Origin of the sequence: Streptomyces chartreusis NRRL 3882, assembly GCF_900236475.1 — a bacterium.
GTDB lineage: Bacteria > Actinomycetota > Actinomycetes > Streptomycetales > Streptomycetaceae > Streptomyces > Streptomyces chartreusis_D.
In genome coordinates, this window is sequence record NZ_LT963352.1 from 3,936,662 (window position 1) to 3,962,532 (window position 25,871).

At 71.1% G+C, this 25,871-nt stretch carries 25 protein-coding genes and 2 pseudogenes; 12 read left to right on the top strand and 15 right to left on the bottom strand.

Features of this window, described 5'->3' with window-relative positions; genetic code table 11:
• Positions 1-2 precede the first annotated feature (2 nt).
• Both radA and disA read left to right on the top strand, forming a co-directional pair.
• Entirely contained in the window at positions 3-1,412 is a 1,410-nt protein-coding gene (gene radA, locus SCNRRL3882_RS17580) for a DNA repair protein RadA (protein ID WP_010048796.1), read from the top strand.
• Between the two features lie 80 nt (positions 1,413-1,492).
• Entirely contained in the window at positions 1,493-2,617 is a 1,125-nt protein-coding gene (gene disA / locus SCNRRL3882_RS17585; protein ID WP_029181796.1) for a DNA integrity scanning diadenylate cyclase DisA, read from the top strand.
• A 116-nt stretch (positions 2,618-2,733) separates the two neighbouring features.
• On the opposite strand, the gene SCNRRL3882_RS40790 is transcribed toward disA, so the two are convergent.
• On the bottom strand, positions 2,734-3,600 hold the full coding sequence (locus SCNRRL3882_RS40790) for a hypothetical protein (RefSeq protein ID WP_078603011.1): 867 nt from the start codon (positions 3,598-3,600) through the stop codon (positions 2,734-2,736).
• A gap of 175 nt (positions 3,601-3,775) precedes the next feature.
• On the opposite strand from SCNRRL3882_RS40790, the gene SCNRRL3882_RS17600 reads away from it, so the two are divergent.
• The gene (locus SCNRRL3882_RS17600; protein ID WP_010048800.1) at positions 3,776-4,417 is read left to right on the top strand and encodes a phosphatase PAP2 family protein; all 642 of its coding nucleotides are present in this window, start codon (positions 3,776-3,778) and stop codon (positions 4,415-4,417) included.
• Between the two features lie 62 nt (positions 4,418-4,479).
• Here SCNRRL3882_RS17600 and SCNRRL3882_RS17605 read toward each other — a convergent pair whose 3' ends face one another.
• Positions 4,480-5,136: a response regulator transcription factor gene (locus SCNRRL3882_RS17605; protein WP_010048801.1), complete on the bottom strand. Its 657-nt coding sequence runs from the start codon at positions 5,134-5,136 to the stop codon at positions 4,480-4,482.
• Entirely contained in the window at positions 5,133-6,737 is a 1,605-nt protein-coding gene (locus SCNRRL3882_RS17610) for a sensor histidine kinase (RefSeq protein ID WP_010048804.1), read from the bottom strand. The genes SCNRRL3882_RS17605 and SCNRRL3882_RS17610 overlap by 4 nt, the downstream gene beginning before the upstream one ends.
• 119 nt (positions 6,738-6,856) lie before the next feature.
• On the opposite strand from SCNRRL3882_RS17610, the gene SCNRRL3882_RS17615 reads away from it, so the two are divergent.
• The 5 genes from SCNRRL3882_RS17615 (at position 6,857) to cseC (ending at position 11,456) form a co-directional block, all read left to right on the top strand.
• Positions 6,857-7,792 (top strand): A/G-specific adenine glycosylase, encoded by a 936-nt coding sequence (locus SCNRRL3882_RS17615; RefSeq protein ID WP_029181799.1) that lies wholly within the window; start codon positions 6,857-6,859, stop codon positions 7,790-7,792.
• 283 nt (positions 7,793-8,075) lie between these two features.
• Positions 8,076-8,615, top strand: a complete 540-nt coding sequence (locus SCNRRL3882_RS17620) for a SigE family RNA polymerase sigma factor (RefSeq protein ID WP_010048809.1) — start codon at positions 8,076-8,078, stop codon at positions 8,613-8,615.
• The gene (locus SCNRRL3882_RS17625) at positions 8,603-9,259 is read left to right on the top strand and encodes a hypothetical protein (protein ID WP_010048811.1); all 657 of its coding nucleotides are present in this window, start codon (positions 8,603-8,605) and stop codon (positions 9,257-9,259) included. The genes SCNRRL3882_RS17620 and SCNRRL3882_RS17625 overlap by 13 nt, the downstream gene beginning before the upstream one ends.
• Before the next feature lie 136 nt (positions 9,260-9,395).
• Positions 9,396-10,097, top strand: a complete 702-nt coding sequence (cseB, locus tag SCNRRL3882_RS17630) for a two-component system response regulator CseB (RefSeq protein WP_010048812.1) — start codon at positions 9,396-9,398, stop codon at positions 10,095-10,097.
• A 9-nt stretch (positions 10,098-10,106) separates the two neighbouring features.
• Positions 10,107-11,456 (top strand): two-component system sensor histidine kinase CseC, encoded by a 1,350-nt coding sequence (gene cseC / locus SCNRRL3882_RS17635; protein WP_010048813.1) that lies wholly within the window; start codon positions 10,107-10,109, stop codon positions 11,454-11,456.
• Between the two features lie 27 nt (positions 11,457-11,483).
• Here the strand turns inward: cseC and SCNRRL3882_RS17640 are convergent, their stop codons facing one another.
• From SCNRRL3882_RS17640 to SCNRRL3882_RS17650, 3 genes are all read right to left on the bottom strand, one after another.
• Positions 11,484-11,930, bottom strand: coding sequence for a VOC family protein (locus tag SCNRRL3882_RS17640; protein WP_010048820.1), 447 nt, complete (start codon positions 11,928-11,930; stop codon positions 11,484-11,486).
• Positions 11,931-11,993: 63 nt separating this feature from the next.
• On the bottom strand, positions 11,994-12,437 hold the full coding sequence (locus SCNRRL3882_RS17645; RefSeq protein ID WP_040904455.1) for a helix-turn-helix transcriptional regulator: 444 nt from the start codon (positions 12,435-12,437) through the stop codon (positions 11,994-11,996).
• Positions 12,438-12,547: 110 nt separating this feature from the next.
• Positions 12,548-14,137, bottom strand: a complete 1,590-nt coding sequence (locus tag SCNRRL3882_RS17650) for an MDR family MFS transporter (protein ID WP_010048822.1) — start codon at positions 14,135-14,137, stop codon at positions 12,548-12,550.
• A 124-nt stretch (positions 14,138-14,261) separates the two neighbouring features.
• Here SCNRRL3882_RS17650 and SCNRRL3882_RS17655 point away from each other — a divergent pair, with 124 nt between their 5' ends.
• The gene (locus SCNRRL3882_RS17655) at positions 14,262-14,858 is read left to right on the top strand and encodes a TetR/AcrR family transcriptional regulator (RefSeq protein ID WP_010048823.1); all 597 of its coding nucleotides are present in this window, start codon (positions 14,262-14,264) and stop codon (positions 14,856-14,858) included.
• A 16-nt stretch (positions 14,859-14,874) separates the two neighbouring features.
• On the opposite strand, the gene SCNRRL3882_RS17660 is transcribed toward SCNRRL3882_RS17655, so the two are convergent.
• A complete protein-coding gene (locus tag SCNRRL3882_RS17660; protein WP_010048827.1) occupies positions 14,875-15,585 on the bottom strand; it encodes a M23 family metallopeptidase in 711 nt (236 codons plus the stop codon).
• A 440-nt stretch (positions 15,586-16,025) separates the two neighbouring features.
• On the opposite strand from SCNRRL3882_RS17660, the gene SCNRRL3882_RS17665 reads away from it, so the two are divergent.
• Positions 16,026-16,658 carry an HAD family acid phosphatase gene (locus SCNRRL3882_RS17665; RefSeq protein WP_029181800.1) on the top strand — a complete coding sequence of 211 codons (633 nt, stop codon included), beginning with the start codon at positions 16,026-16,028 and terminating at the stop codon, positions 16,656-16,658.
• A gap of 91 nt (positions 16,659-16,749) precedes the next feature.
• Here the strand turns inward: SCNRRL3882_RS17665 and SCNRRL3882_RS17670 are convergent, their stop codons facing one another.
• Complete coding sequence (locus SCNRRL3882_RS17670) at positions 16,750-19,275, bottom strand: ATP-dependent Clp protease ATP-binding subunit (RefSeq protein ID WP_010048831.1); 2,526 nt, start codon at positions 19,273-19,275, stop codon at positions 16,750-16,752.
• A gap of 430 nt (positions 19,276-19,705) precedes the next feature.
• Here SCNRRL3882_RS17670 and SCNRRL3882_RS17680 point away from each other — a divergent pair.
• Both SCNRRL3882_RS17680 and SCNRRL3882_RS17685 read left to right on the top strand, forming a co-directional pair.
• Positions 19,706-20,065 (top strand): annotated as a pseudogene (locus SCNRRL3882_RS17680) (SCO3374 family protein); the annotation flags it as partial.
• 765 nt (positions 20,066-20,830) lie between these two features.
• Positions 20,831-21,088, top strand: a pseudogene (locus SCNRRL3882_RS17685) (hypothetical protein); the annotation flags it as partial.
• 9 nt (positions 21,089-21,097) lie between these two features.
• On the opposite strand, the gene SCNRRL3882_RS17690 reads toward SCNRRL3882_RS17685, so the two are convergent.
• The 7 genes from SCNRRL3882_RS17690 to nadC all read right to left on the bottom strand — a co-directional run bounded on the left by SCNRRL3882_RS17690 (position 21,098) and on the right by nadC (position 25,869).
• Complete coding sequence (locus SCNRRL3882_RS17690) at positions 21,098-21,433, bottom strand: histone-like nucleoid-structuring protein Lsr2 (protein ID WP_010048839.1); 336 nt, start codon at positions 21,431-21,433, stop codon at positions 21,098-21,100.
• Between the two features lie 282 nt (positions 21,434-21,715).
• A complete protein-coding gene (locus SCNRRL3882_RS17695) occupies positions 21,716-22,249 on the bottom strand; it encodes an amino-acid N-acetyltransferase (RefSeq protein WP_029181801.1) in 534 nt (177 codons plus the stop codon).
• Between the two features lie 9 nt (positions 22,250-22,258).
• On the bottom strand, positions 22,259-22,708 hold the full coding sequence (locus SCNRRL3882_RS17700) for a BlaI/MecI/CopY family transcriptional regulator (protein ID WP_078603013.1): 450 nt from the start codon (positions 22,706-22,708) through the stop codon (positions 22,259-22,261).
• A 179-nt stretch (positions 22,709-22,887) separates the two neighbouring features.
• Positions 22,888-23,076 carry a hypothetical protein gene (locus tag SCNRRL3882_RS17705; protein WP_010048842.1) on the bottom strand — a complete coding sequence of 63 codons (189 nt, stop codon included), beginning with the start codon at positions 23,074-23,076 and terminating at the stop codon, positions 22,888-22,890.
• An 18-nt stretch (positions 23,077-23,094) separates the two neighbouring features.
• Positions 23,095-23,784, bottom strand: coding sequence for a hypothetical protein (locus SCNRRL3882_RS17710; protein ID WP_102514818.1), 690 nt, complete (start codon positions 23,782-23,784; stop codon positions 23,095-23,097).
• Positions 23,785-24,079: 295 nt separating this feature from the next.
• Entirely contained in the window at positions 24,080-24,877 is a 798-nt protein-coding gene (locus SCNRRL3882_RS17720; RefSeq protein ID WP_010044343.1) for a type III pantothenate kinase, read from the bottom strand.
• Between the two features lie 17 nt (positions 24,878-24,894).
• Positions 24,895-25,869, bottom strand: coding sequence for a carboxylating nicotinate-nucleotide diphosphorylase (gene nadC, locus SCNRRL3882_RS17725; RefSeq protein ID WP_029181490.1), 975 nt, complete (start codon positions 25,867-25,869; stop codon positions 24,895-24,897).
• Between the last annotated feature and the right edge of the window lie 2 nt (positions 25,870-25,871).

The following is a 25,871-nucleotide window of genomic DNA, read 5'->3' on the forward strand; positions in this document are numbered from 1 at the left end:
CCATGGCTGCCCGTACGAAGACCACCAAGGACCGTCCGTCCTACCGCTGCACGGAATGCGGCTGGCAGACGGCGAAGTGGCTCGGCCGCTGCCCCGAGTGCCAGGCCTGGGGGACGGTCGAGGAGTACGGCGCGCCCGCGGTGCGTACGACGACGCCGGGGCGGGTCACCACCTCCGCCGTGCCCATCGGCCAGGTGGACGGCCGCCGGGCGACGGCCCGCTCCACCGGCGTGCCCGAGCTGGACCGTGTGCTCGGCGGCGGACTCGTCCCCGGCGCGGTGGTGCTGGTCGCGGGCGAGCCGGGTGTCGGCAAGTCGACGCTGCTGCTCGACGTGGCGGCCAAGTCGGCGAGCGACGAGCACCGCACGCTGTACGTCACGGGCGAGGAGTCGGCGAGCCAGGTCCGGCTGCGCGCCGACCGCATCGGCGCCATCGACGACCACCTCTACCTGGCCGCGGAGACGGATCTGGCGGCGGTGCTGGGCCACTTGGACGCGGTGAAGCCGTCGCTGCTGATCCTGGACTCGGTGCAGACGGTGGCCTCACCGGAGATCGACGGCGCGCCCGGCGGCATGGCCCAGGTGCGGGAGGTCGCGGGGGCCCTGATCCGGGCCTCCAAGGAACGCGGCATGTCCACGCTGCTCGTGGGCCATGTCACCAAGGACGGCGCCATCGCGGGCCCGCGCCTCCTGGAGCACCTCGTGGACGTCGTCCTGAGCTTCGAGGGCGACCGGCACGCCCGCCTCCGGCTCGTCCGAGGCGTCAAGAATCGCTACGGCACCACCGACGAGGTCGGCTGCTTCGAGCTGCACGACGAGGGCATCACGGGCCTGGCCGACCCGAGCGGACTCTTCCTGACCCGTCGGGCCGAGCCCGTCCCGGGCACCTGCCTGACCGTCACCCTGGAGGGCCGCCGCCCACTGGTCGCCGAGGTCCAGGCGCTCACGGTCGACTCGCAGATCCCCTCCCCGCGCCGGACCACCTCGGGCCTGGAGACCTCCCGCGTCTCGATGATGCTCGCGGTGCTGGAACAGCGGGGCCGGATCAGCGCCTTGGGCAAAAGGGACATCTACTCCGCGACGGTCGGCGGTGTGAAGCTCTCGGAGCCCGCCGCGGACCTGGCCGTCGCCCTCGCCCTGGCCAGCGCGGCGAGTGACACACCTCTCCCCAAGAACCTCGTCGCGATCGGGGAGGTCGGCCTCGCGGGCGAGGTGAGACGGGTCACGGGCGTGCAGCGCAGGCTGGCCGAAGCCCACCGTCTGGGCTTCACCCACGCCCTCGTACCGGGCGACCCGGGCAAGATCCCCTCGGGTATGAAGGTCCTGGAAGTAGCGGACATAGGGGACGCCCTGCGGGTCCTCCCCCGGTCCCGTCGCAGAGAGGCCCCCCGGGACGAGGAGGGTCGCCGGTAGACTTTGCCCTGGTCTCGCCCGTCCGTGCGAACCGAGCGCGCGACACGGGGGCGCCCAGAACCTGCGACCGGAGGAGTGCAGTGGCAGCCAACGACCGGGCATCAGCTCCCGGAAAGTCCGGCGGGAGTGCCGGTACCGATGGCCTGATGCGCGCCTCGCTGAGCGCCGTGGCACCCGGCACCGCCCTGCGTGACGGCCTGGAGCGGGTGCTCCGCGGCAACACCGGCGGACTCATCGTCCTCGGCTCCGACAAGACGGTGGAAGCGCTCTGCACCGGCGGTTTCGTGCTGGACGTCGAGTTCACCGCGACCCGTCTGCGTGAGCTGTGCAAGCTGGACGGCGGCATCGTGCTGTCCTCCGACCTGTCGAAGATCCTCCGCGCGGGCGTGCAGCTGGTCCCCGACCCGACGATCCCCACGGAGGAGACGGGCACCCGGCACCGCACCGCGGACCGCGTCAGCAAGCAGGTCGGCTTCCCGGTCGTCTCGGTCTCCCAGTCGATGCGGCTGATCGCGCTGTACGTGGACGGCCAGCGCCGCGTCCTGGAGGACTCGGCGGCGATCCTGTCCCGCGCCAACCAGGCCCTGGCGACCCTGGAGCGCTACAAGCTCCGCCTCGACGAGGTCGCGGGCACGCTGTCGGCGCTGGAGATCGAGGACCTGGTGACCGTGCGGGACGTCTCCGCGGTCGCCCAGCGCCTGGAGATGGTGCGCCGCATCGCCACGGAGATCGCCGAGTACGTGGTGGAGCTGGGTACGGACGGCCGGCTGCTCGCCCTCCAGCTCGACGAGCTGATCGCCGGCGTGGAACCCGAGCGCGAGCTGGTCGTCCGGGACTACGTGCCCGAGCCCACCGCCAAGCGCTCCCGCACGGTCGACGAGGCGCTGGCCGAGCTGGACGCCCTCACCCACGCCGAGCTTCTCGAACTGCCCACGGTGGCCCGGGCCTTGGGCTACACCGGCTCGCCCGAGACGCTGGACTCGGCGGTGTCGCCGCGCGGCTTCCGCCTGCTCGCCAAGGTGCCCCGGCTGCCCGGCGCGATCATCGACCGCCTGGTCGAGCACTTCGGCGGCCTCCAGAAGCTGCTCGCCGCGAGCGTCGACGACCTCCAGACGGTGGACGGCGTCGGCGAGGCCCGCGCGCGCAGCGTCCGGGAGGGGCTGTCGCGGCTGGCGGAGTCGTCGATCCTGGAGCGGTACGTCTAGCGCTCGAACTGCACCGGCCGGAACAGCTGGAACGGCCGGAACGGCTGGGGCCGGAACGGCTGAGGGCGGTGCCCGGCAAGGGGTACCGCCGCCCTCGGCTGTCCGAGCCGCCGGTGCTAGTCGGCCGACAGCACGAACGACGTCTGCACCTTCGCGAAGCCCGGAGCCTTGGCTTCCACCAGGTAGGTGCCCGGCCCGGCCGAGCCCGCCGGAGGTGTGGCGCACTCGGGGGCGCTCGGCCTGCGGTTCCAGTTCACGGTGTAGGTGATGCCGCTGCCGGCGGGCACCCGGTACAGCTGGTGCGCGGCGGCCTTCGGGCAGTCCTTGGAGGACCAGTACTCGTCGTCGGAGCTCGCCGGGGTGATCGTGAACACCGCGTTCTTCGGCCCGAGATCGATCTTGCAGTCGGTGCCGGAGATGTTCCGCGCGGTCAGCAGGAACGTGGGCGTCTGCTCGGGGTCGTAGGTGTTGTGCCGGCTGCGCAGACTGAACTTGACCACGCTGGCGGTGCAGTTGGGCAGCGTGGAACCGGCCGGCAGCGTGTCGCCCACGCCGACACCGCCCACCGTGGTACCGCCCCCGGAGCCACCGGCACCGTCCGCCCCTCCGGAGCCGCCCGAGCCGGAACCGCTGCCGGAGCCCGGGCCCGAAGCGGAACCGTCCCCGGAGCCGTCCCCCGAGCCGTCGCCGGAACCGCCCCCGGACCCGGACGACGAGCCGCCGGAGCCCTCGTCGCCCGACTCGTCGCGTCCGCCCGGTGCTTGGCTGATGGCCGGACCCGAACTCGACGGGCCGGGCGTGATGGAAGGCGCGGGATTCTTGCCGTTGGCGCCGTTGTCGCTGTCCTTGCCGCCCCCGCCGCCCATGGTCACGATCCAGGTGATCAGCAGCGCCAACAGGGCGACCACGGACACCAGTACGACCCTCCGACGCCAGTAGATGGAGGAGGGAAGCGGCCCGACCGGATTGCGCAGAGATCCCACGGCGCAAACCTTACGAGAGATCGGCGCGTTCGCCTGTCCCACCCGCCGCTCGGAGCCACAACTTTTCCGGATCATCATCCCGGAAACAACCGCCCCACCCCTGTCTTTCGACAGGTACGGCACGCGACGATCGCTGGGTGTGACGGTATCGGTCTGCCGCCTACCGTCCGTGACCATGAACTCCGAGGACAGCGCGCTCTACCGCGACATCACCGACTTCGCCCATGACACCCCGATGTGGGTACAGCACGGGGCCGGCATATGGACGGAGGCCGGACTGCTCGTCTTCGCCGCGCTGTTCGCCACCGCCTGGTGGCGAGCCCGCCGCGACACTCCCCACGCGTTCGCGATCGCGGCCCTCGCGCCTCTGGCCACGGCTGTGGCGTACGTGTGCAGCGAGGTGCTCAAGTCCGCGGTCACGGAGGAGCGTCCGTGCCGGGCGGTCGCCGGTGCGGCCGCGTCCCTCGCGGCGTGCCCGCCGCACGGCGACTGGTCCTTCCCGTCCAACCACGCCACGATCGCGGGCGCGGCGGCGGTCGCCCTCGCGCTGGTCCGGCGCGCGCTCCTGTGGCTGACGGCCCCGCTCGCCCTGCTCATGGCCTTCTCCCGGGTCTTCGTCGGCGTGCACTATCCGCACGACGTCCTCGCGGGGCTGCTGCTCGGCACGCTCGTCGCCCTCGTCGCCGTACGGCTGGGCAGGGGCCCGGCGACGCGGCTGGCCGAGGCGATGCGCACCTCGTCGGCGCCGGCCGTGCGGTGGTTCACCGGGCCGGGCGCGGCGCCCGTCACGTCGTACGGCTCGCACGCGCGGCGCTGAGGCGGCCCGCATGCGCGTCGCCGAGCCGGTACGCGCCCCCACCACTGAGCCGACCCGAGTCGTCACGACTCCACGAGCCCCGCCTCGTAGGCCACGATCGCCGCCTGCACGCGGTTGCGCACGCCCAGCCGGTCCAGGACCGCGCTCACGTACGCCTTCACCGTGCCCTCGACGAGGTGCAGCCGGGCGGCGATCTCCGGGTTGGACAGGCCGGCGCCGACCAGGCCGAGCACCTCACGTTCGCGGGGGCTCAGCACGGCCACGCGCGCGCGTGCCTGTGCCTCGCGGGTGAGCCGGCCGCCGCCGAGGCCCTGGTCGATGACGTACCGGGCCACCTTGGGCGACAGGAACGCGGCCCCGGCCGCCACCGCCCGTACACCCGCGATCAGTTCGTACGGGTCACCGGACTTCAGCAGGAAGCCGGTGGCGCCGCCGCCGAGGGCGCGGGTCACGTAGGCGCCCTCGGAGAAGGTGGTGAGCATCGCGACGGCCGTGCCGGGCACGGTCCGTACGATCTCCTCCGCCGCCGTGAGGCCGTCCAGGCGCGGCATGCGGATGTCGAGCAGGGCCACGTCCGGGCGGTGGGCGCGGGCCAGCTCGACCGCCTCGCGGCCGTCGCCCGCCTCGGCGACGACCTCCGTCACGCCGCTGCTTCCCAGGATGGCGCATACCCCGGCCCGGACCATGGCCTCGTCGTCGGCCAGCAGGACGCGGATCACCTTGCGAACTCCTCGTATTCTTCCCGGCCTTCGCCGGACAGACCGACACGCGGGACCACGTCCTTGGCGACCAGCCGACCGGCGTCGAAGCACAGTCTGAAGTGGGCAACGGAGACGAACAGTTCGCCGCTCGCCCGGTAGTAGCGGCAGTCGGCTCCCTCGGGTGGGGCGGGGGCCCGGTCGTCGGGCGGGTCGTTCACGTCGCGCTCGGGCAGCACGTGCTCGACCTCGGCCGCCGGGGTGCCCAGGCGCAGTTTCGTGTACGCGGCGGGTTCGAGCACCGAGTGCTTCTCCGCGTAGGCGTACCAGCCGAACGACACGCCGACCAGCACGACGCCCACGCCGGCGGCGGTGCCGAAGCCGAGGGCGACACGGCGGCGGGCGTGCCGGAAGCGCGCGGGGCCCGGGGGTCCGACGGTGGGCTGCTGCTCGGGGGCATCGGGGATGTACGCCGATACCCGGAACCCGTCCTCGTGCGGTCCGGCCTCGAACGTGCCGCCGACGGCGGTCACCGCGGCCCGCAGCCCGAGCAGGCCCGTACCGCCGCCGGTGGGGAGGGAACTCTCCTGGGCGGGCGGGCCGTTGGTGATGGTGACCGACGCTCCCCCGCCCCGCCCCGCCCCCGCCCCCGCGGCCCGCCCCGTCACCGCCACGGTCACGGGAGCGCCCGGTGCGTGCCGTGCCGCGTTGGTCAGTGCCTCCCGGACCACGCGGTGCAGCAGCCGTTCGGCGACCCCGCCGGGCTCCGCGGCAGGGCCGCCCTGCCCGGCGGGCTGCCAGCGCACGGGCAGGCCCGATTCCGCGGCGCGGGTGACGAGTTGCTCCAGGGTCTCGCCCGCCGGGGCCAGCGGCACGGGCTCGTCGTCGTCCTCGCGCAGGACGCCGATGATGTGGTGCAGCCGGTCCGTGGCGTCGGCGGCGGCCGCGCGCAGGTCCGCTGCGGCGGCCCGGTGCTCGTCGGCGAGGCCGGGGGCGACCTGGAGGGCGCCTGCGCGCAGCGCGATGAGGCTCAGCTCGTGGCCGAGGGAGTCGTGCATGTCCTGGGCGATCCGGGCCCGTTCGCGCAGCCGGGCGCGTTCCTCGGCGAAGCGGGCCTCGTCCTCCAGCCGGGCGGCGCGCAGCCACCCTGCCTCGGCCAGCTCCCGGCTCTGCCGCCAGTAGCGACCGCCGAGCCAGGGGAAGACACAGCCGAAGAGCAGCGTGCCCGTCATGACGAACCACTCCGGGGCCGGGTCGACGCCGACGAGCACGATCCGGACCGTGCCGGCGCAGCCGACCGCCGCGAAGCACAGCACCGCGGGACGCGCCCGGCCCGCCCGCAGCCCGAGCAGCAGCGCGAACACGCCGAGGGCGGGGCCGTAGGAGACGGTGAACAGGGCGGGGGCGGCGGCGAGGCTCAGGGCGGCAGCCAGCCCGAAGGCCGCGAGCGGCAGCCGCCGGGACAGGGCCACGGCGACGGCCAGCACCGCCACACCGGCCGCCTGCTGCCAGGCCGGACGCGGCTCGTTCAGTCCGAGCCGGTCCGCCGTGAGTGCGGGCAGGGCGAGGGCCGCCCAGAGCAGGGCGCGACCCGGTGCCCCGGTGGGACGAGGACGTTCCATTCGCCCGACGCTATAGGCGGGCGGCACGGTGGCGCTGCTGCCGATCGTCAGGTACGCCTGGCCCTCTTGAGTGGTGGTGTGCCCGGATCGCGGCTCCCGCGTGGCAGGATCGAATGGCCATGACTGCTCCCACGAAGCCCCCGCACACCAGCCCCGCCGACCCCGCGTCCGGCCCGCCCACCGGCGAGCACCTCCACGCCCCCGTCATCGACTGGTTCGACGAGAACGCCCGTGACCTGCCGTGGCGGCGCCCCGAGGCCGGGGCGTGGGGTGTGATGGTCAGTGAGTTCATGCTCCAGCAGACGCCGGTGAACCGCGTCCTGCCCGTCTACGAGCAGTGGCTGGACCGCTGGCCGCGCCCCGCCGACCTGGCCAAGGAGGCGCCGGGTGAGGCGGTCCGCGCCTGGGGCCGGCTCGGCTATCCGCGCCGCGCCCTCAGGCTGCACGGCGCCGCCGTCGCGATAACGGAACGGCACGGCGGTGACGTGCCGGCCGACCACGCCCAGCTGCTGGCGCTGCCGGGCATCGGCGAGTACACGGCCGCCGCCGTCGCCTCGTTCGCCTACGGGCAGCGGCACGCGGTGCTGGACACGAACGTGCGCCGGGTCTTCGCCCGCGCGGTCACCGGCGTGCAGTACCCGCCGAACGCCACCACCGCCGCCGAGCGCAGACTCGCCCGTGCGCTGCTGCCCGAGGACGAGCCGACCGCCGCCCGCTGGGCCGCCGCCTCCATGGAGCTGGGCGCGCTGGTGTGCACGGCGAAGAGCGAGTCGTGCCACCGCTGCCCGATCGCCGCGCAGTGCGCGTGGCGGCTGGCGGGCAAGCCGGAGCACGACGGGCCGCCGCGCCGCGGTCAGACGTACGCGGGAACCGACCGCCAGGTGCGCGGGCGGCTGCTCGCCGTGCTGCGGGAGGCCCACGGCCCGGTTCCGCAGTCCGCGCTGGACCGGGTGTGGCACGAGCCGGTGCAGCGGGCCCGTGCTCTGGACGGCCTCGTCGCCGACGGTCTGGTGGAGCCGCTGGCGGGCGGGCTGTACCGGCTGCCGCTGGCCTGACGTACAGGCAGGTCACAGACGCGGGTCGCCCGTCACAGCGATCGCGGGGTGGACAAATCACCCTTGATCCACCCCAACACGCCCACCGCTTTACCCCGTTCCGACGTCCGTTACACAACCGACGGACAGCCGAGTGCTAGCCGAAGGCTGCTTCGGACAGTGCCGTGACAACGCCTCCGTACCTTCAGTTCCGTTCCCGGAAGACACGGGACGACCAAGGAACACAGGCAGTGCACGGACGGCGGGAAGCCGGCCGTAACGGGGAAACGGGAGGCGGTTCACCATGGCGCAGGGCGAGGTGCTCGAGTTCGAGGAGTACGTCCGCACGCGGCAGGACGCGCTGCTGCGCAGTGCCCGCCGCCTGGTCCCGGACCCGACGGACGCGCAGGACCTGCTCCAGACCGCGCTGGTCCGGACGTACGGCCGCTGGGAGACCATCGAGGACAAGCGGCTGGCGGACGCCTACCTGCGCCGGGTGATGATCAACACGCGGACGGAGTGGTGGCGGGCCCGCAAGCTGGAGGAGGTGCCGACCGAGCAGCTCCCGGACGCCTCGGTCGACGACTCCACCGAGCAGCACGCGGACCGCGCCCTGCTGATGGACGTGCTGAAGGTGCTCGCCCCGAAACAGCGCAGTGTCGTCGTACTGCGACACTGGGAGCAGATGTCCACGGAGGAGACGGCCGCCGCCCTCGGCATGTCGGCCGGAACGGTCAAGAGCACGCTGCACCGGGCGCTCGCCCGGCTCCGCGAGGAGCTGGAGTCCCGCGATCTGGACGCACGCGCGCTGGAGCGTGAGGAGCGGGAGCGGTGCGCGGCCTGACCGGCGAGGGGTCTGCACGGACCCCGGGCAGCATCCAGGCGGTGAGTACGGCCCTGGCCGTGCTCGCCGCCCTCGCCCTTTCCGTGTCCGCGTGCGGCGCGGGCGGCACCGGCGCCCGTGACGAGGGTCCGGCGCACTCCGACTCGGTGGCGGGCGCCGCTGCCGCCACACCGTCCGCAGCACCGTCGAAGACGCCCGACACGGTCGACGCCGTCCGGCTCGTCAAGGACGACCCGAAGGTCTCCCCCGAGGTGAAGCGCGAGCTGAAGCCGTGCGTCGCCGACGAGTACCCCGTCGACGTGTCCTACGGCAACCTGACCGGCGGATCGGATGACGACGTCGTCGTCAACGTGCTGACCTGCGGTGACGCTGTGGGTGTGGGCAGTTACGTGTACCGCGAGCAGGACGGCTCGTACAAGAATGTGTTCAAGGCGGAGGAGACCCCCGTCTACGCGGAGATCGACCGCGGCGACCTGGTCGTGACCAAGCAGGTGTACGAGAAGGGCGACCCGGTGTCGAGCCCCTCCGGGGAGAACGTGATCACGTACAGATGGACCTCCGGCCGGTTCGACGAGGAGTACCGCACGCACAACGACTACGGGAAGGTGGGCGGCGACACCCCCTCGCCGGAGCCCGCGAGCTGACGTGGGCGGAGGACGCGTGAACCGATCGGGCCACTGGGACCGATCCCCTGGTGAACGCATCGCACGGATCGCGCGTCCCCCAGAGAGAACGCGACACCACCACCCCACGAACCACACGAGGACTGAGAGCACCGGGATGGCAGACCAGACCCACGTCCTGTTCGTCGAGGACGACGACGTCATCCGTGAGGCCACGCAGCTCGCCCTGGAACGGGACGGCTTCGTGGTCACCGCCATGCCCGACGGGCTGTCGGGCCTGGAGGCGTTCCGGGCGGACCGCCCCGACATCGCGCTGCTGGACGTGATGGTGCCCGGCCTCGACGGGGTCAGCCTGTGCCGCCGTATCCGGGACGAGTCGACCGTGCCGGTCATCATGCTGTCGGCGCGGGCCGACTCCATCGACGTCGTGCTGGGCCTGGAGGCGGGTGCCGACGACTACGTGACCAAGCCGTTCGACGGTGCCGTCCTGGTCGCCCGGATCCGCGCGGTGCTGCGCCGCTTCGGGCACGCGGGCGGCGGCAAGTCCGAGGAACCGGCCTCCCCGGCGAGCGGCGGGGCGCTGACCTTCGGGGACCTGGAGGTCGACACCGAGGGCATGGAGGTCCGCAGGGCCGGGCAGCCGGTGGCACTGACGCCGACCGAGATGCGGCTGCTGCTGGAGTTCTCCACGGCGCCGGGCACGGTGCTCTCCCGCGACAAGCTGCTGGAGCGGGTGTGGGACTACGGCTGGGGCGGGGACACCCGCGTCGTCGACGTGCACGTGCAGCGGCTGCGGCAGAAGATCGGCCAGGACCGCATCGAGACGGTCCGCGGCTTCGGCTACAAGTTGAAGGCCTGAGCAGGGGTTATGAGGGGGCACTTCCGGCGCCTGGTCGCCACGGGCTTGGAGCGCGCGGGCATCCGCACGGGGCTCAGATGGAAGCTGAGCGCGGCCATCGCGCTGGTCGGGGCGCTGGTGGCGGTCGCGCTGAGCCTGGTCGTGCACAACGCCGCGCGGGTGTCGATGCTGGACAACGCACGCGACCTCGCCGACGAGCGCATCATGATCGCCCAGCGCAACTTCGAGCTGTCGGGGCGGATGAACTTCCCCAACACCAAGATCGACGACCCGAACCTGCCGGCGGCGCTGCGGGAGCGGGTGGAGGCGGGCCAGCGGGCGACGTACGTGGCGGACCGGCCCGGTGACGTGCCTGACATATGGGCCGCCGTGCCGCTGAAGAACGGGCATGTGATGTCGCTGCACTCGGGCTTCACCGACCGCAGCTCGGACATCCTCCAGGACCTCGACCAGGCCCTGATCATCGGCTCCATCGCGGTCGTCCTGGGCGGCAGCGCGCTCGGCGTGCTCATCGGCGGGCACCTCTCGCGGCGGCTGCGCAAGGCGGCCGTCGCGGCGAGCCAGCTCGCGGGCGGCGAGACGGACGTGCGCGTGCGGGACGCCATGGGCGGGGTCGTCCGGGACGAGACCGACGACCTGGCGAGCGCGGTGGACGCCATGGCGGACACGCTGCGGCAGCGGATCGAGGCCGAGCGGCGGGTCACCGCCGACATCGCGCACGAGCTGCGCACGCCGGTGACCGGCCTGCTGACCGCCGCCGAACTGCTGCCGCCGGGCCGCCCGACCGAACTGGTGCTGGACCGGGCGAAGGCGATGCGCACGCTCGTCGAGGACGTGCTGGAGGTGGCCCGGCTGGACGGGGCCTCGGAGCGGGCGGAGCTGCAGGACATCATGCTGGGCGAGTTCGTCGCCCGGCGGGTGGCGGCCAAGGACCCGGACGTCGAGGTGCGGATCGTGCACGAGTCGGAGGTCACCACCGACCCGCGGCGCCTGGAGCGGGTGCTGTTCAACCTGCTCGCCAACGCGGCCCGGCACGGCAAGCCGCCCATCGAGGTCACCGTCGAGGGCCGGGTCATCCGCGTCCGCGACCACGGCCCGGGCTTCCCCGAGGACCTGCTCGCCGAGGGACCGAGCCGCTTCCGCACCGGCAGCAAGGACCGGGCCGGGCACGGCCACGGCCTCGGCCTGACCATCGCCGCCGGACAGGCCCGGGTGCTGGGCGCCCGGCTGACTTTCCGGAACGTGCGCACGCCGGGCGCGCCGGAGGGCGTACCGGCCGAGGGCGCGGTGGCGGTGCTGTGGCTGCCGGAGCACGCGCCGACGAACACGGGGAGCTATCCGATGCTGCCGGGGTCGTAGACCGTCGGGCCCAACAGACCTTCCCGATCAGCAGGTCCAGTCCTGGTCGAGGTCGAGTCCGCCCTCCCGGGGCTGCGTGAAGGAGAACCAGTTGCCGGAGTCGTCACGGAACAGCGCCTCCGTGCCGTACGGGCGCTCCTGCGGCTCCTGGAGGAACTCCACGCCCCGGTCCTTGAGCTTCTTGTAGTCGCCGTGGATGTCGTCGGTGGTCAGCACGCCGGCGCCGAGCGCGCCCTTCGTCACCAGCTTCCGGAGCATCTCGGCGGACTCGGGGTCCATCGCGGGCCCGCCGGGCACCATCAGCGTGAGCTCCACGTCGGGCTGCTGCGGCGAGCCGACGGTGAGCCAGCGCATGCCGCCCTCACCCATGGTCATGTCCGTACGGACCTCCAGGCCCAGTTTCTCCGTGTAGAACTCCTTGGCCCGGTCCTGGTCGAGGACCCAGACGGTCGAGATGGCGAGACCCTTGATCATGGTGCGCTCCTGCTGGTCGGCGGCCGGTCGGTGCTTGCCCTGCCACCGTAGGCAGCGGGGGTGTCAGCCCGCTTCTCCGGAATTGCGCTGTTGCCCCGTGCCGGAGCCGGTGGCGGCGCCGGGTGCCGGTCGGAAGCCGCCGGCCCACAGCATGGCGTAGCAGCCCGGTATGAGTGCCGCTCCGCGGCCCACGTGCTTCGTCCGGTACTCGCTGGGCGTCAGGCCGGTCCACGCCTTGAACCGGGCCGAGAACGTGCCGACGCTGCTGAAGCCGACCAGGTGGCAGATCTCCGTCACCGACAGGTTGGCGGTGCGCAGCAGGTCCTCGGCGCGCTCTATGCGGCGGTGCGTGAGGTACTGCCCGGGGGTCTCGCCGTACGCCTCCTTGAAGGCGCGGATGAAGTGATACCGCGAGTACCCGGCGTGGGCGGCCACGGCGCGCAGGTCCAGGTCCGGATCGGCCCAGTCCCGGTCCATGGCGTCCTTGGCGAGGCGCACCTGCCGCATCTTGTCCATGGATCCGATGGTGGCACGGGGGTCTGACAACGGCCCCGGATCACGGCCGGGCACGACGAGGCCCCCGGGGCGGACAACCCCGGGGGCCTCGTGCGGTCCGGTCAGACGGTCTCCGCCACGGGCGGCTGTGCCGCCGGGGCGTCCGGCTCGTCCTTCGCCTTCGGTCCCGCCCCCTTGAGCGGGACCTCCTTGACGAACACGGCCGCCGCCAGGGCGAACACCGCCACCACGGCACCCAGCAGGAACGCCGAGTGCGTGCCCGCCGAGACCGCGTGCTGGTACGCCTCCCGGGCCAGTACCGGAAGCTTCTCCAGGCTCTTCGCGTCGAGCTGCGCCGACTGCTCTGTCACCTTGGAGCCCAGTGCACCGGCCCGCTCGGACATGACGTCCTGCACGCGGTTGTTGAACAGCGCGCCCATGATCGCGACGCCGAAGGAGGAGCCGAGGGTGCGGAAGAGGGTGGTCGACGAGGACGCGACGCCCATGTCCTTCATCTCCACGCTGTTCTGCGCGACCAGCATGGTGATCTGCATCAGGCAGCCCATGCCGAACCCGACCACGGCCATGAAGACACCGGACGTGACGCGCGAGGTCCCCGTGTCCATCGTGGACAGCAGGTAGAGACCGACGGTCATCAGGACGCTGCCGAGAATCGGGAACACCTTGTACCGGCCGGTGTTCGTGGTGACCCGGCCGGCGACCATCGAGGTCACCAGCATCGCGCCGAGCATCGGCAGGAGCAGCAGCCCGGAGTTCGTCGCGGAGGCGCCCTGCACGGACTGCTGGTACAGCGGCAGGAACAGCGTCGCGCCGAACATCACGAAGCCCGTGATGAAGCCGATGACCGACATCAGCGTGAAGTTGCGGCTGCGGAAGATGTGCAGCGGAACCACCGGCTCGGCCGCCTTGGTCTGCCAGAACGCGAAGCCGACGAGAGCCGCGACACCGATGCCGATCAGCTCCATGATCCGCGCGGAGCTCCAGGCGTACTCCGTGCCGCCCCAGGTGGTGACCAGCACGATCGCGGTGATGCCGACGGTCAGCAGGGCAGCGCCCAGGTAGTCGATCCGCGCCTCGGACCGCTTCTTGGGCAGGTGCAGCACGGCGCTGACGGCGACCAGCGCGACCACGCCGAGCGGCAGGTTGATGTAGAACGCCCAGCGCCAGCCCCAGTTGTCGGTGATCGTGCCGCCGACCAGCGGGCCGCCGATCATCGCCAGCGCCATGACGCCGGCCATCATGCCCTGGTACTTGCCGCGCTCCCGGGGCGGGATCAGGTCACCGATGATCGCCATGACGCCCACCATCAGGCCGCCGGCACCAAGACCCTGGACGGCACGGAAGCCGATCAGCTCGCCCATGTTCTGGGCCATGCCGCTGAGCGCCGAGCCGATCAGGAAGATGACGATGGACGACAGGAACGTGCCCTTGCGGCCGTACATGTCGCCGAGCTTGCCCCACAGCGGGGTGGAGGCCGCGGTCGCGAGCGTGTACGCGGTGACCACCCACGAGAGGTGTTCGAGGCCGCCCAGCTCACCCACGATCGTCGGCATCGCCGTACCGATGATCATGTTGTCGAGCATCGCGAGCATCATCGCGATCATCAGCGCGAGCAGGACGACCCGCACGCTCTTCGGCTGTTTCCCCCCGGTGTCGGCGCCGACCGCCGGCGTGTCCGTCGTGTCCGCCATTGCTTTCCCACTCCCCCAGCTACTGCTACTTACTTGCCGACCGGCTAGTGACTACACTCGGAAGCTAGCCGCGGAACTAGCCGGGCGTCAAGTAAGTTTTATGGAAAGGGAGCGGCGTAGGAGGATGGGCGGCACCATGGACGGCACCAGGCAGCGGCGCCGCGGGGACACCCGCCAGCGCATCCAGGACGTGGCCCTCGAACTCTTCGCCGAGCAGGGCTACGAGAAGACCTCTCTGCGCGAGATCGCGGAACGCCTGGAGGTCACCAAGGCGGCGCTCTACTACCACTTCAAGACCAAGGAAGAGATCCTCGTCAGCATCTTCGAGGACCTCACGAAGCCGATCGAGGAACTGATCGAGTGGGGGCGGCAGCAGCCGCACACGCTCGACACCAAGCAGGAGATCATCCGCCGTTACGCGGAGACCCTGTCCGGCGCCGCGCCACTGTTCCGCTTCATGCACGACAACCAGGCGACGGTGCGGGAGCTGCGGATCGGCGACTCCTTCAAGGAGCGCATCCGCGGCCTGCGCGACATCATCATCGACCCGGAGGCCGACCTGGTCGACCAGGTCCGCTGCGTCAGCGCGATCTTCACGCTGCACGCCGGGATGTTCCTGCTCCAGGACCTGGAAGGCGACCCCGAGGACAAGAACAAAGCCGTCCTCGAGGTCGCCACGGACCTGGTGACCCGGGCCCACGAAGGAGCTCGGGGCTCCTAGGGCCTGTCCGGGATCGTCAGACCTTGACGCCCTTGGCGCGCAGGAACTTCACCGGGTCGACCGCCGAGCCGTAGTTCGGGGTCGTACGGATCTCGAAGTGCAGGTGCGGACCGCTCGAGTTACCGGTGTTGCCGGACCGGGCTATCTCCTGGCCGGTCTTGACGACCTGGCCGATCCTCACCTCGACCTTCGACAGGTGGGCGTACTGCGAGTACGTGCCGTTGCCGTGCTTGATCACGACGGCGTTGCCGTACGCGGGGCCGTCACCGGCGCCGTTGCCACCGGCCTTGACGACGGTGCCGCCATGGGCGGCGACGACCTTGGTGCCGCTCGGCACGGCGAAGTCCTGCCCGCTGTGGGTGGACTGCCACATGCCGCCGCTCTGGGCGAAGCCCGCGGAGAGCTTGTACTTCTTCACCGGGTCGACCCAGGACGGCTTGGCCTTCTTGGCGGCCTTCTTCACGGCGGCCTTCTCGGCGGCGGCCTTCTTCGCGGCGGCGGCCTTGGCGGCCTTCTCGGCCTTCGCGGCCTCGACCTTGGCGATCTTGGCCTGGGCGGCGGCCTGCGCCTGGACGGCACTGGCGGCACCCGTCGCGGCCGTGGTGTCGGCGGCGGACGCGACCCCGGCCCCCAGTGCGACCGAGACACCGAGGCCGGCGGCCAGCACGGTCGCACGGGTGCGGAGCTGGGACGTACGGGAAGAACGGGACGTGACGCGCTGGGACATCGAAACCTCGCGTGGAAGGGGACGGAGAAAACCACCCGGCGCACAGTCGCTCGCCGAATGGCCATCCCTTGGTAACCCGAAGTCCGACAAACTCCCAAAAGCGTGATCTACGACAGAAGTTAGTAATTTCGTTCAGTGTTCTACGTCTCTTGACATGGCACTCATTCGGGATGAATCAGCCCACTACAGCCCAGTTCGCGCGGGCTCGCGAGGCAAGGATCCCTTTCCTCTCGGCCCGTTCAGCACTATTCCGGCTAGTAACGGACATATCGCCTGTGCGGCATGTCACCGGGGGCCCTCTTCAGCCATTCCGGAAATGTGGCGCACGCCTCTATGCGCCTACCGTCCGGTAACCCTACGGTTCCCCTCGCGCCACCCTCGCGCATGAACATGCACACGACATGTTGGCAGCGTCACGGACGTGAGAGGACCCCCACGACATGCAGACCCGACGCCCCTGGTTGCGCCGTGCATCAGTGACCGCCGTCGCGGCGGCCGCCCTCGTGGCGATGGCCGGACCGGCCGACGCCGCAGCGCCCTCCGGTGCCGCCACCGCGGTCTCCACGGCCGCCGCCGCAGACGTCGACTACGCGACCTGGCAGAAGGACTGCCAGGCGGTGATGGACCAGGCGCTGCCCTATCTGAAGCAGCGGATCGCGGCCGCCAAGCCGGGCGAGAAGCAGGCGATCGTCTTCGACATCGACAACACCACGCTCGAGACCGACTTCGGCTTCAGCTACCCGCAGCCGGCTAACAAGCCGGTCCTGGAGGCCGCCAGATACGCCCAGGAGCGCGGCGTGGCCCTGTTCTTCGTGACCGCCCGCCCGGACATCATCTACTCGTTCACCGAGTACAACCTCAAGCAGGCCGGCTACCAGGTCTCCGGCCTCTACGTCCGGAACTTCATCGACCTCTTCAAGAACGTCGCCGAGTACAAGACGGCCCAGCGCGTCGACGTCGAGAAGAAGGGCTACACGATCATCGCGAACATCGGCAACAGCGCCACCGACCTCTCCGGCGGCCACGCCGAGAAGACGTACAAGCTGCCGGACTACGACGGGCAGCTGTCGTGACGCCGGGAGGTATACGCACCTAGGGCATGCGAAAGGGGCCGGTGCTTTTCAGCACCGGCCCCTCTCGTCGGACCTCATGCGGCCGGGACGCTTACACGTCCTTGCTCAGGTTCGGACCCGTGCCACCGGCCGCCTGCTCGATCGGCGGGACGTCCGGCAGGGCCGACTTCTCCTCGCCGCGGAAGGTGAAGGTCTTGGTCTCGCCCTCGCCCTCCGTGTCCACGACCACGATGTGACCGGGGCGCAGCTCGCCGAAGAGGATCTTCTCCGACAGGCTGTCCTCGATCTCGCGCTGGATCGTCCGGCGCAGCGGCCGGGCGCCCATGACGGGGTCGTAGCCCTTCTTGGCGAGCAGCTCCTTGGCGGACTGGGCGAGCTCGATGCCCATGTCCCGGTCCTTCAGGCGCTCGTCCACCTTGCTGATCATCAGGTCGACGATCCGCAGGATGTCGTCCTGGGTCAGCTGCGGGAACACGACCACGTCGTCGACGCGGTTGAGGAACTCGGGCCGGAAGTGCTGCTTGAGCTCGTCCGAGACCTTGTTCTTCATGCGCTCGTAGTTGGTCTTCGTGTCACCCGAGGCCGCGAAGCCCAGGTTGAAGCCCTTGGAGATGTCCCGGGTGCCGAGGTTGGTCGTCATGATGATGACCGTGTTCTTGAAGTCCACGACCCGGCCCTGGGAGTCGGTCAGGCGACCGTCCTCCAGGATCTGCAGCAGCGAGTTGAAGATGTCCGGGTGGGCCTTCTCGACCTCGTCGAAGAGGACGACCGAGAACGGCTTGCGGCGGACCTTCTCCGTCAGCTGGCCGCCCTCCTCGTAGCCCACGTAGCCGGGGGGCGAACCGAAGAGACGCGACACCGTGTGCTTCTCGCTGAACTCCGACATGTCGAGGGAGATCAGCGCGTCCTCGTCGCCGAAGAGGAACTCGGCGAGCGCCTTGGACAGCTCGGTCTTACCGACACCGGACGGGCCGGCGAAGATGAACGAGCCACCGGGACGCTTCGGGTCCTTCAGACCGGCACGCGTACGGCGGATCGCCTTCGACAGCGCCTTGACGGCGTCGTTCTGGCCGATGACCCGCTTGTGGAGCTCGTCCTCCATGCGGAGCAGGCGGCTGGACTCCTCCTCGGTCAGCTTGAAGACCGGGATGCCCGTGGCCGTGGCGAGGACCTCGGCGATCAGCTCGCCGTCGACCTCGGCGACGACGTCCATGTCGCCGGCCTTCCACTCCTTCTCCCGCTTGGCCTTGGCGGCCAGGAGCTGCTTCTCCTTGTCGCGCAGGGAGGCGGCCTTCTCGAAGTCCTGCGAGTCGATCGCGGACTCCTTGTCCCGGCGGACACCGGCGATCTTCTCGTCGAACTCGCGCAGGTCCGGCGGCGCGGTCATCCGGCGGATGCGCATCCTCGATCCGGCCTCGTCGATCAGGTCGATCGCCTTGTCCGGCAGGAAGCGGTCCGAGATGTACCGGTCGGCCAGGGTGGCGGCCTGGACCAGCGCCTCGTCCGTGATGGAGACGCGGTGGTGCGCCTCGTAGCGGTCGCGCAGGCCCTTGAGGATCTCGATCGTGTGCGGCAGGGACGGCTCGGCGACCTGGATGGGCTGGAAGCGGCGCTCCAGGGCCGCGTCCTTCTCCAGGTGCTTGCGGTACTCGTCCAGCGTGGTCGCACCGATGGTCTGCAGCTCACCGCGGGCCAGCATCGGCTTCAGGATGGAAGCCGCGTCGATGGCGCCCTCGGCGGCACCCGCACCGACCAGCGTGTGCAGCTCGTCGATGAACAGGATGATGTCGCCGCGGGTGCGGATCTCCTTGAGCACCTTCTTCAGGCGCTCCTCGAAGTCACCGCGGTAGCGGGAGCCGGCGACCAGCGCGCCGAGGTCCAGGGTGTAGAGGTGCTTGTCCTTGAGGGTCTCGGGCACCTCGCCCTTGACGATGGCCTGGGCGAGGCCTTCGACGACGGCGGTCTTGCCGACGCCGGGCTCACCGATCAGGACCGGGTTGTTCTTCGTACGGCGGGACAGCACCTGCATGACCCGCTCGATCTCCTTCTCGCGCCCGATGACCGGGTCGAGCTTGGACTCACGAGCGGCCTGGGTGAGGTTCCGGCCGAACTGGTCGAGGACCAGGGACGTGGAGGGCGTGCCCTCGGCAGGACCGCCGGCGGTGGCGGTCTCCTTGCCCTGGTAACCGGAGAGCAGCTGGATCACCTGCTGCCGCACGCGGTTCAGATCTGCGCCCAGCTTGACCAGGACCTGGGCGGCGACGCCCTCGCCCTCGCGGATCAGGCCGAGCAGGATGTGCTCCGTGCCGATGTAGTTGTGGCCCAGCTGAAGGGCCTCGCGGAGCGACAGCTCCAGGACCTTCTTGGCACGGGGGGTGAAGGGGATGTGACCCGACGGGGCCTGCTGGCCCTGGCCGATGATCTCCTCCACCTGCTGGCGGACCGCCTCGAGCGAAATCCCGAGGCTCTCAAGGGCCTTGGCGGCGACACCTTCACCCTCGTGGATCAGGCCCAGGAGGATGTGTTCAGTGCCGATGTAGTTGTGGTTGAGCATCCGGGCTTCTTCCTGAGCCAGGACGACAACCCGCCGCGCGCGGTCGGTGAACCTCTCGAACATCGTTAATCGCTCCTCAGAGCGGTCAGGCAGTGGGGGGAACTTCCCCTCCCTGTCCTTCCGCAGCTTAGTCCCGCAAGCGGGGACCGCTCATTCCAACTGCCGACACCGTCCTTGGCCTCCTGACCCCGAACGCCGACATCTGCTCCAACCCGATGGTGCGAGACGATGTTCCCGCAGGCCAGGCAGTTACCCCCTTCGCCAGTACGCCCATGGCGAACGTGAGACGGCCTTTCCTGCGTGTCGCCCCCTCCCACTAGGGATGTCTTACCCGTACGGACCGGAAGTCCATGCCGAGTGGCCCCGTCCCCTCCGCTACGGGCGAACAACCTTGCGCCTCCCCGTGCCCCCCACACGCCCCCCTTTCGACACTCTGTGCACGCACTACGCAACCCAGCGTAACCCGCATGCCCTTGCGGCTGTTGCACTTGGCATGTTCGGCGCCCCTCGCCCCGTCCCGCTCCCCCGCCGGCCGCCAGACGCGAGCTGTCGGGTCCGGCGGTGGTACGAGAACGAACTGGGCTGGCCGACGGTGCCCGGCGATCCCCTGCGGCTGGTGGTGGGGGTGCGCTACGACGTCCTGGACGTGCCGGCCGAGGCGGGCCACGCGGCCCTGCGCCGCCTGGCACCGGGCTCGCCGGTGGCCGTGCGGGGCGACCGGATGCGTCTCCTGGTGGCCGCCGGCACCGCGGAGGAACTGCCCGGGCTGCTGGAGTGGCTGGAGTGGGGAACACTGCCGCTCGACCTGACGGCGATCGGAGCGGGCGGCACGATGGAGGCGCCGCGACCGCCCGGGATGGATACGCCGCTGACACCCGAGAGGGGCGAGCGGCTTTGTCAGGGGGCGGGCGGGGCGCTGCCTCACGGGATGGGCGCGTCGTTCTGCCGGGGGACGCACGGCTCGGTGTCGGGCGAGAGGGGCGGGGCGCTGCCCTGCGAGACGGAGGGGTCGTCGCTCTTGCGCGAGGCGGGCGGCTCGGTGTCGGGCGAGAGGGGCGGGACGCTGCCGTGCGAGTGCGGCGGGACGCTGCCTTGCCGGACGGACGCGTCACTCTTGCGCGAGGCGGGCGGGACGCCGCCGTGCGAGAGGGGCGGGGCGGTGCCCGGCGAGACCGACGCGCTGCTGCCGCGCGGGACGGAGGGCTCGATGCGGCGCGAAACAGGCGGGCTGTCGACCGACGAGTGGGGCGGGATGCTGCCCTCCGAGACGGAGGCGTCGCTCCTGCGCGAGGCGGGCGGCTCGGTGTCGGGCGAGGCGGGCGGCTCGGTGTCGGGCGAGGCGGGCGGCTCGGTGTCGGGCGAGGCGGGCGGGGAGGCGGCCTACGGGAGGGGCGCTCCATCTCTCCGCGAGACGGGCGGCCCGATGCCGCCTGAAACGGGCGGGACGCTGCCCTGCGGGACAGAGGCGTCGCAGAGGCGTGAGGCGGGGAGCTCGGTGTCCCGCGAGAGGGGTGGGGCGGCGGCCTGTGAAGGGTTCATGGCGTCGGGCCCCGAGCGGGGCGGGCCGGTGTCCTGGCTGGCGTTCGCGCCGTCGGCCCCCGATGCGGACCGCGCGTTGCCCCCCGAGCCCGGCTTCGCCCGTGGCCGGCCGCTTCCCCTGGGCCGGTTCGGTTCCCAGGGGGCCGCTGTCTGGCTGCGGCCCCCCGAGCCGGGATGCGAGGTCGAGGCCTCGCTGCCGACGCTGTCGGCCTTGGGGGGCAGTGGAGACGCCCCCGATCTCGTACGGCTGGTGAACACGGTGGCCACACAGTGCCACCGGGTCCGGCTGCGGCGCGCGTGCGCCCAGCCACCGGCCTTGCGTGCGCAGGATCGGTAGTGCCGCTGTTCAGCCGTTGGCCTTCTCGTAGGCCTCGCGGATGGTCGCGGGAACACGGCCGCGGTCGTTGACCTCGTAGCCGTTCTCCTTCGCCCAGGCGCGGATGGCCGCGGTGTCCTGGCTGCCGCTCGAGGCCGCGCGCGCCTTTCCGCGCCCGCCCGAAGCACGGCCTCCGGTACGACGACCGCCCTTCACGTAAGGCTCGAGAAGGCCGCGGAGCTTGTCCGCATTAGCGGTGGTGAGATCGATCTCGTACGTCTTGCCGTCCAGCGCGAACGTGACGGTCTCGTCCGCCTCGCCGCCGTCGAGGTCGTCGACAAGAAGGACCTGAACCTTCTGTGCCACCGGATTTCCTTTCATCGATATCTTCAGGGCCGGGGTGTGCCGGCGTCCGCCGTATCGCCGTCCCCTGTTATATGCAGTACTGCAGTACCTCGGAAAGCAAACCGCTTTTGCCGGAAAAACACAAACCCTCGGCAGAGACCGGCAGCCCCGCCCCCGTCCGGAAACGTGCGCGTTTCGGACATAGGGCACCTGGGCAGGGCGGCCGTACGGAATATGCCTTGACGAGCCGGGCGGGCGGTCTTGCGACCGACTTGCAACTGGCTTGTGTGTCCGTCCCGGCGATCACAGATGCAGAAGCATCCGGCTGTTGCCCAAGGTGTTCGGTTTCACTCGTTCGAGACCGAGGAACTCCGCGACACCCTCGTCATAGGAACGCAGCAGCTCCGCGTAGACATCCGTGTCGACAGGCGTCTCGCCGATCTCCACGAAGCCGTGCTTGCCGAAGAAGTCCACTTCGAAGGTCAGGCAGAAAACGCGGCGAACGCCGAGCCAGCGGGCGGTGTGCAGCAACTTCTCCAGCAACTGGTGTCCGACGCCCGCGCCCTTCAGGCCGGGCTTCACGGCGAGAGTGCGCACTTCGGCGAGGTCTTCCCACATCACGTGCAGGGCGCCGCAGCCGACGACCTCGGCGTTGTCGTCCCGTTCCGCGACCCAGAACTCCTGGATGTCCTCGTAAAGCGTCACCGTCGCTTTGTCGAGCAGGATGCCGCCGCGGACGTAGGCGTCAAGGAGGCGGCGCACGGCCGGGACATCGCTGGTACGTGCCCGTCGGACGGTGATGGCTTTTGCGGGGGCTTCAGGGCGCTTCGCGGACATGGCGGGACGCTATCGCCCGTCGGGGTCCTGAGCAGAGGCGGGGTTCTCCGGCGGTTCCGTTCCTTCCGCCGGAACGGCCAGTTCCGACGGTCCGGTCGGTTTCTGGGTTTCCGGACCCTGGGCGATGCGTACGGCATCGCGGAGAGTCTCTCGCTGTTCCTCGCTCATCATGCCGAAGAAGGCGACGAGAGCCGCGGCGGGGTTGTCGCTCTGCGACCAGGCGTCGTTCATCAGGGCGGCAGCGTAGGCAGCGCGCGTGGAGACCGCCTCATATCGATAGGCGCGGCCTTCCGCCTCGCGGCGCACCCAGCCCTTCTGATGGAGATTGTCCAAAACGGTCATCACGGTGGTGTACGCGATGGACCGCTCCTTCTGAAGATCTTCCAGGACTTCTCGAACGGTCACCGGGCGGTTCCACTTCCACACCCGCGACATGACCGCGTCTTCGAGTTCTCCCAATGGGCGAGGCACACCTCAGAACAATAGTGGGAGATCTGGGTAATGGCGTGGCGGACGTGCGCTTCACCCGCGAACGGGAGCAAAAAGGGCGTACGACTCAAAAGTGCGGGCTTCGCGGGGGCGGGCCGCACGGAGTCGTACGCCGGGATCGCCGCACCCTGAGGGCGGCAGCGGTCGGATCAGGCTTCGGCCTTCGGGGGCGTCGCGGAAGACTGCCGAGCGCCTTCCGCGCGCGCGAGGGCGGCGTCGACGGCCGCGTCCTCCTTGGCCTTGTTGGCGCCGCCCTGTGTCTTCACGATCACCCGGATCACGCCGATGAAGAAGATGGCCATGACGACCGGGGGCAGGAGCGCGGAGACGTAGTCCATGGATCCAGAGTAGCCACGTCAGCCCGCGGCGAGCTGCTGGGGGTTCGCCGGGGGTGGCGGGGTGGGCTTGCGGCGCGGGAAGACCTCGCCGGGGGTGGGGATCGGGCGGCTGGGTTTCGGGGTGCCCGGGGTGGGGGCCGGGGTGGGCTTGGGGGTGGGCTTCGGCGCCGCCGGCTTCCGTGCGGGCTTCTTCTCGGGCTGCTTCTCCGGGGTGTTCCCGGCGGCGTCGGCGAGGCCGCCGGGGAGGGGGAGGAGGCGGAGGCGGGTGCGGGAATGGGGAACGGTTGGGGTACTGGGCGCGGCCGGGCGAGCGGCCGACGAGCGGGTGTGCGGACGGGTGTTCGCGCGGGTGCGTGCGGACAACCGGCCGACGAGCAGGTGGCAGCGGTCCAGGAGGGCGGCCGCCGTGGGGTTGCCGCGCAGGGCGCTGAGGGCGGCGAGGTCGTCGGGGTGGGGGCGGTACCCGGCGCCCAGTGCCTCGTCCAGGAGCGTGAGGTAGCCGGCGGCGGTGCCGGGGAGGGCGGCGCGGTACCGGCCGAGGTCGGCCACGAGGAAGGCACGCAGCCTGACGCCCTCCCGCATCGCCTCGTCGAGCGACTCTGCGAGGCGGAGGCAGTCCTGGACGTCGTCGGCCGAGGCGGAGGTGGGGTGGAGGGCGAGGGCGAGAGCGCGGCGGAGCACACGCAGCTCCTCCACGCCGAACGCCATGCCGCCGCGGGATCCGTATGGCGTGGGCATGCAGCGACGATACGCGCTAATCAGACAAATACCGCATAGCGGGCGGGTGTGGCGCCGGGGACCACCCGGGTGGGCGGCGCTTGCGCCTACGCGGCGGCGGTGGATCGGGGCCGCGCCGGGGGTACGTCGGGGTTGTCCTGGCTGCGGGCAGTCGTGCCTCCGCCAAGCTCTGCGAGCAGGGAGCGCCCCGGGGCGGCACGGGTGGGCGCAGCGGCACCCCGCTCCGCCGGGCTGCGGACCCACCCTGCCCCGGCAACAACTGCAGTCACATACGCGACACGTTCCGCTCGTACACCAGTCTCAACCCGATCAGCGTCAGCCAGGGCTCGTGTTCGTCGATGACCGACGACTCGCCCAGGACCATCGGGGCCAGGCCGCCCGTCGCGATGACCGTGACGTCGTCCGGGTCCTCCGACAGCTCCCGGGCCACGCGGTTGACGACCCCGTCGACCTGGCCGGCGAAGCCGTAGATGATGCCCGACTGCATCGCCTCGACCGTGTTCTTGCCGATGACGCTGCGGGGCCGGGCCACCTCGATCTTGCGGAGCTGGGCGCCGCGGACGCCCAGGGCCTCGACGGAGATCTCGATGCCGGGGGCGATGACCCCGCCGACGTACTCGCCGCGCGCGCTGACCGCGTCGAACGTCGTCGCCGTGCCGAAGTCGACCACGATCGCGGGGCCGCCGTAGAGCTCGACCGCCGCGACCGCGTTGATGATGCGGTCCGCTCCGACCTCCTTGGGGTTGTCCATGAGGATCGGGACGCCCGTCTTGACGCCCGGTTCGACGAGGACCGCCGGGACGTCGCCGTAGTAGCGGCGCGTCACCTCGCGGAGCTCGTGCAGGACCGAGGGGACGGTCGCGCAGATGGCGATGCCGTCGATGCCGTCGCCCAGTTCGTCGCCGAGCAGCGGGTGCATGCCCATCAGGCCCTGGAGGAGGACCGCCAGCTCGTCGGCGGTGCGGCGCGCGTCCGTGGAGATGCGCCAGTGTTCGACGATGTCCTCGCCGTCGAACAGGCCCAGGACGGTGTGGGTGTTGCCTACGTCGATGGTCAGCAGCATGGCCCGTACCCGCTCCCCTACTCCGCCGGCCGCAGGTCCAGGCCGATGTCCAGGATCGGCGAGGAGTGGGTGAGGGCTCCGACGGCCAGGTAGTCGACGCCCGTGTCCGCGTACGCCTTGGCGTTGTCGAGGGTCAGGCGGCCCGAGGCCTCCAGGGCGGCGCGGCCCTGGACGAGGGCGACCGCCTCCTCGCACTCGCCCGGCGTGAAGTTGTCCAGGAGGATCAGGTCGGCGCCGGCGTCCAGGACCTCGCGGAGCTGGTGCAGGGTGTCGACCTCGACCTCGATGGGCACGTCGGGGAAGCGATCCCGTACGGCCGTGAAGGCCTGGGCGACGCCGCCCGCGGCGACCACGTGGTTGTCCTTGACGAGGGCCGCGTCCGAGAGGGACATCCGGTGGTTGACGCCGCCGCCGCAGCGGACCGCGTACTTCTCGAGGCTGCGCAGGCCGGGGGTCGTCTTGCGGGTGTCGCGGACCCTGGCCTTCGTGCCGTCCAGGACGTCCGCCCACGCCCGCGTGGCCGTCGCGATGCCCGACAGGCGGCACAGGATGTTCAGCGCGCTGCGCTCGGCCGTGAGGAGGTCGCGGGTGCGGGTGGTGACCGAGAGGAGCTTCTGGCCCGCCTCGACGCGGTCGCCGTCCTCCGCGTGGCGCTCGATCTCGAGTTCCTCCTCGCAGACGACCGAGATGACCGCTTCGGCGACGCGGAGGCCGGCCACGACGCCCGCCTCGCGTGCGGTGAAGTCTGCGGTGGACACCGCGTCCTCGGGGATCGTCGCCACCGTCGTCACGTCCACGCCGTGGGCCAGGTCCTCCTGGAGGGCCACGTTGGCGATGTCCTCGACCTCGACGGGGTCGAGGCCGGCGTCGGCCAGGAGCTGGGCGAGTGCGGGGTCCAGGCCGCACTCCAGGTACGCCTCGTCGTCCGCGCCGCAGGCGCAGCCGTCGCCGCAGCCTCCGGACGAGGCGAGGGGAAGGTCGGGGGTGCTCACGT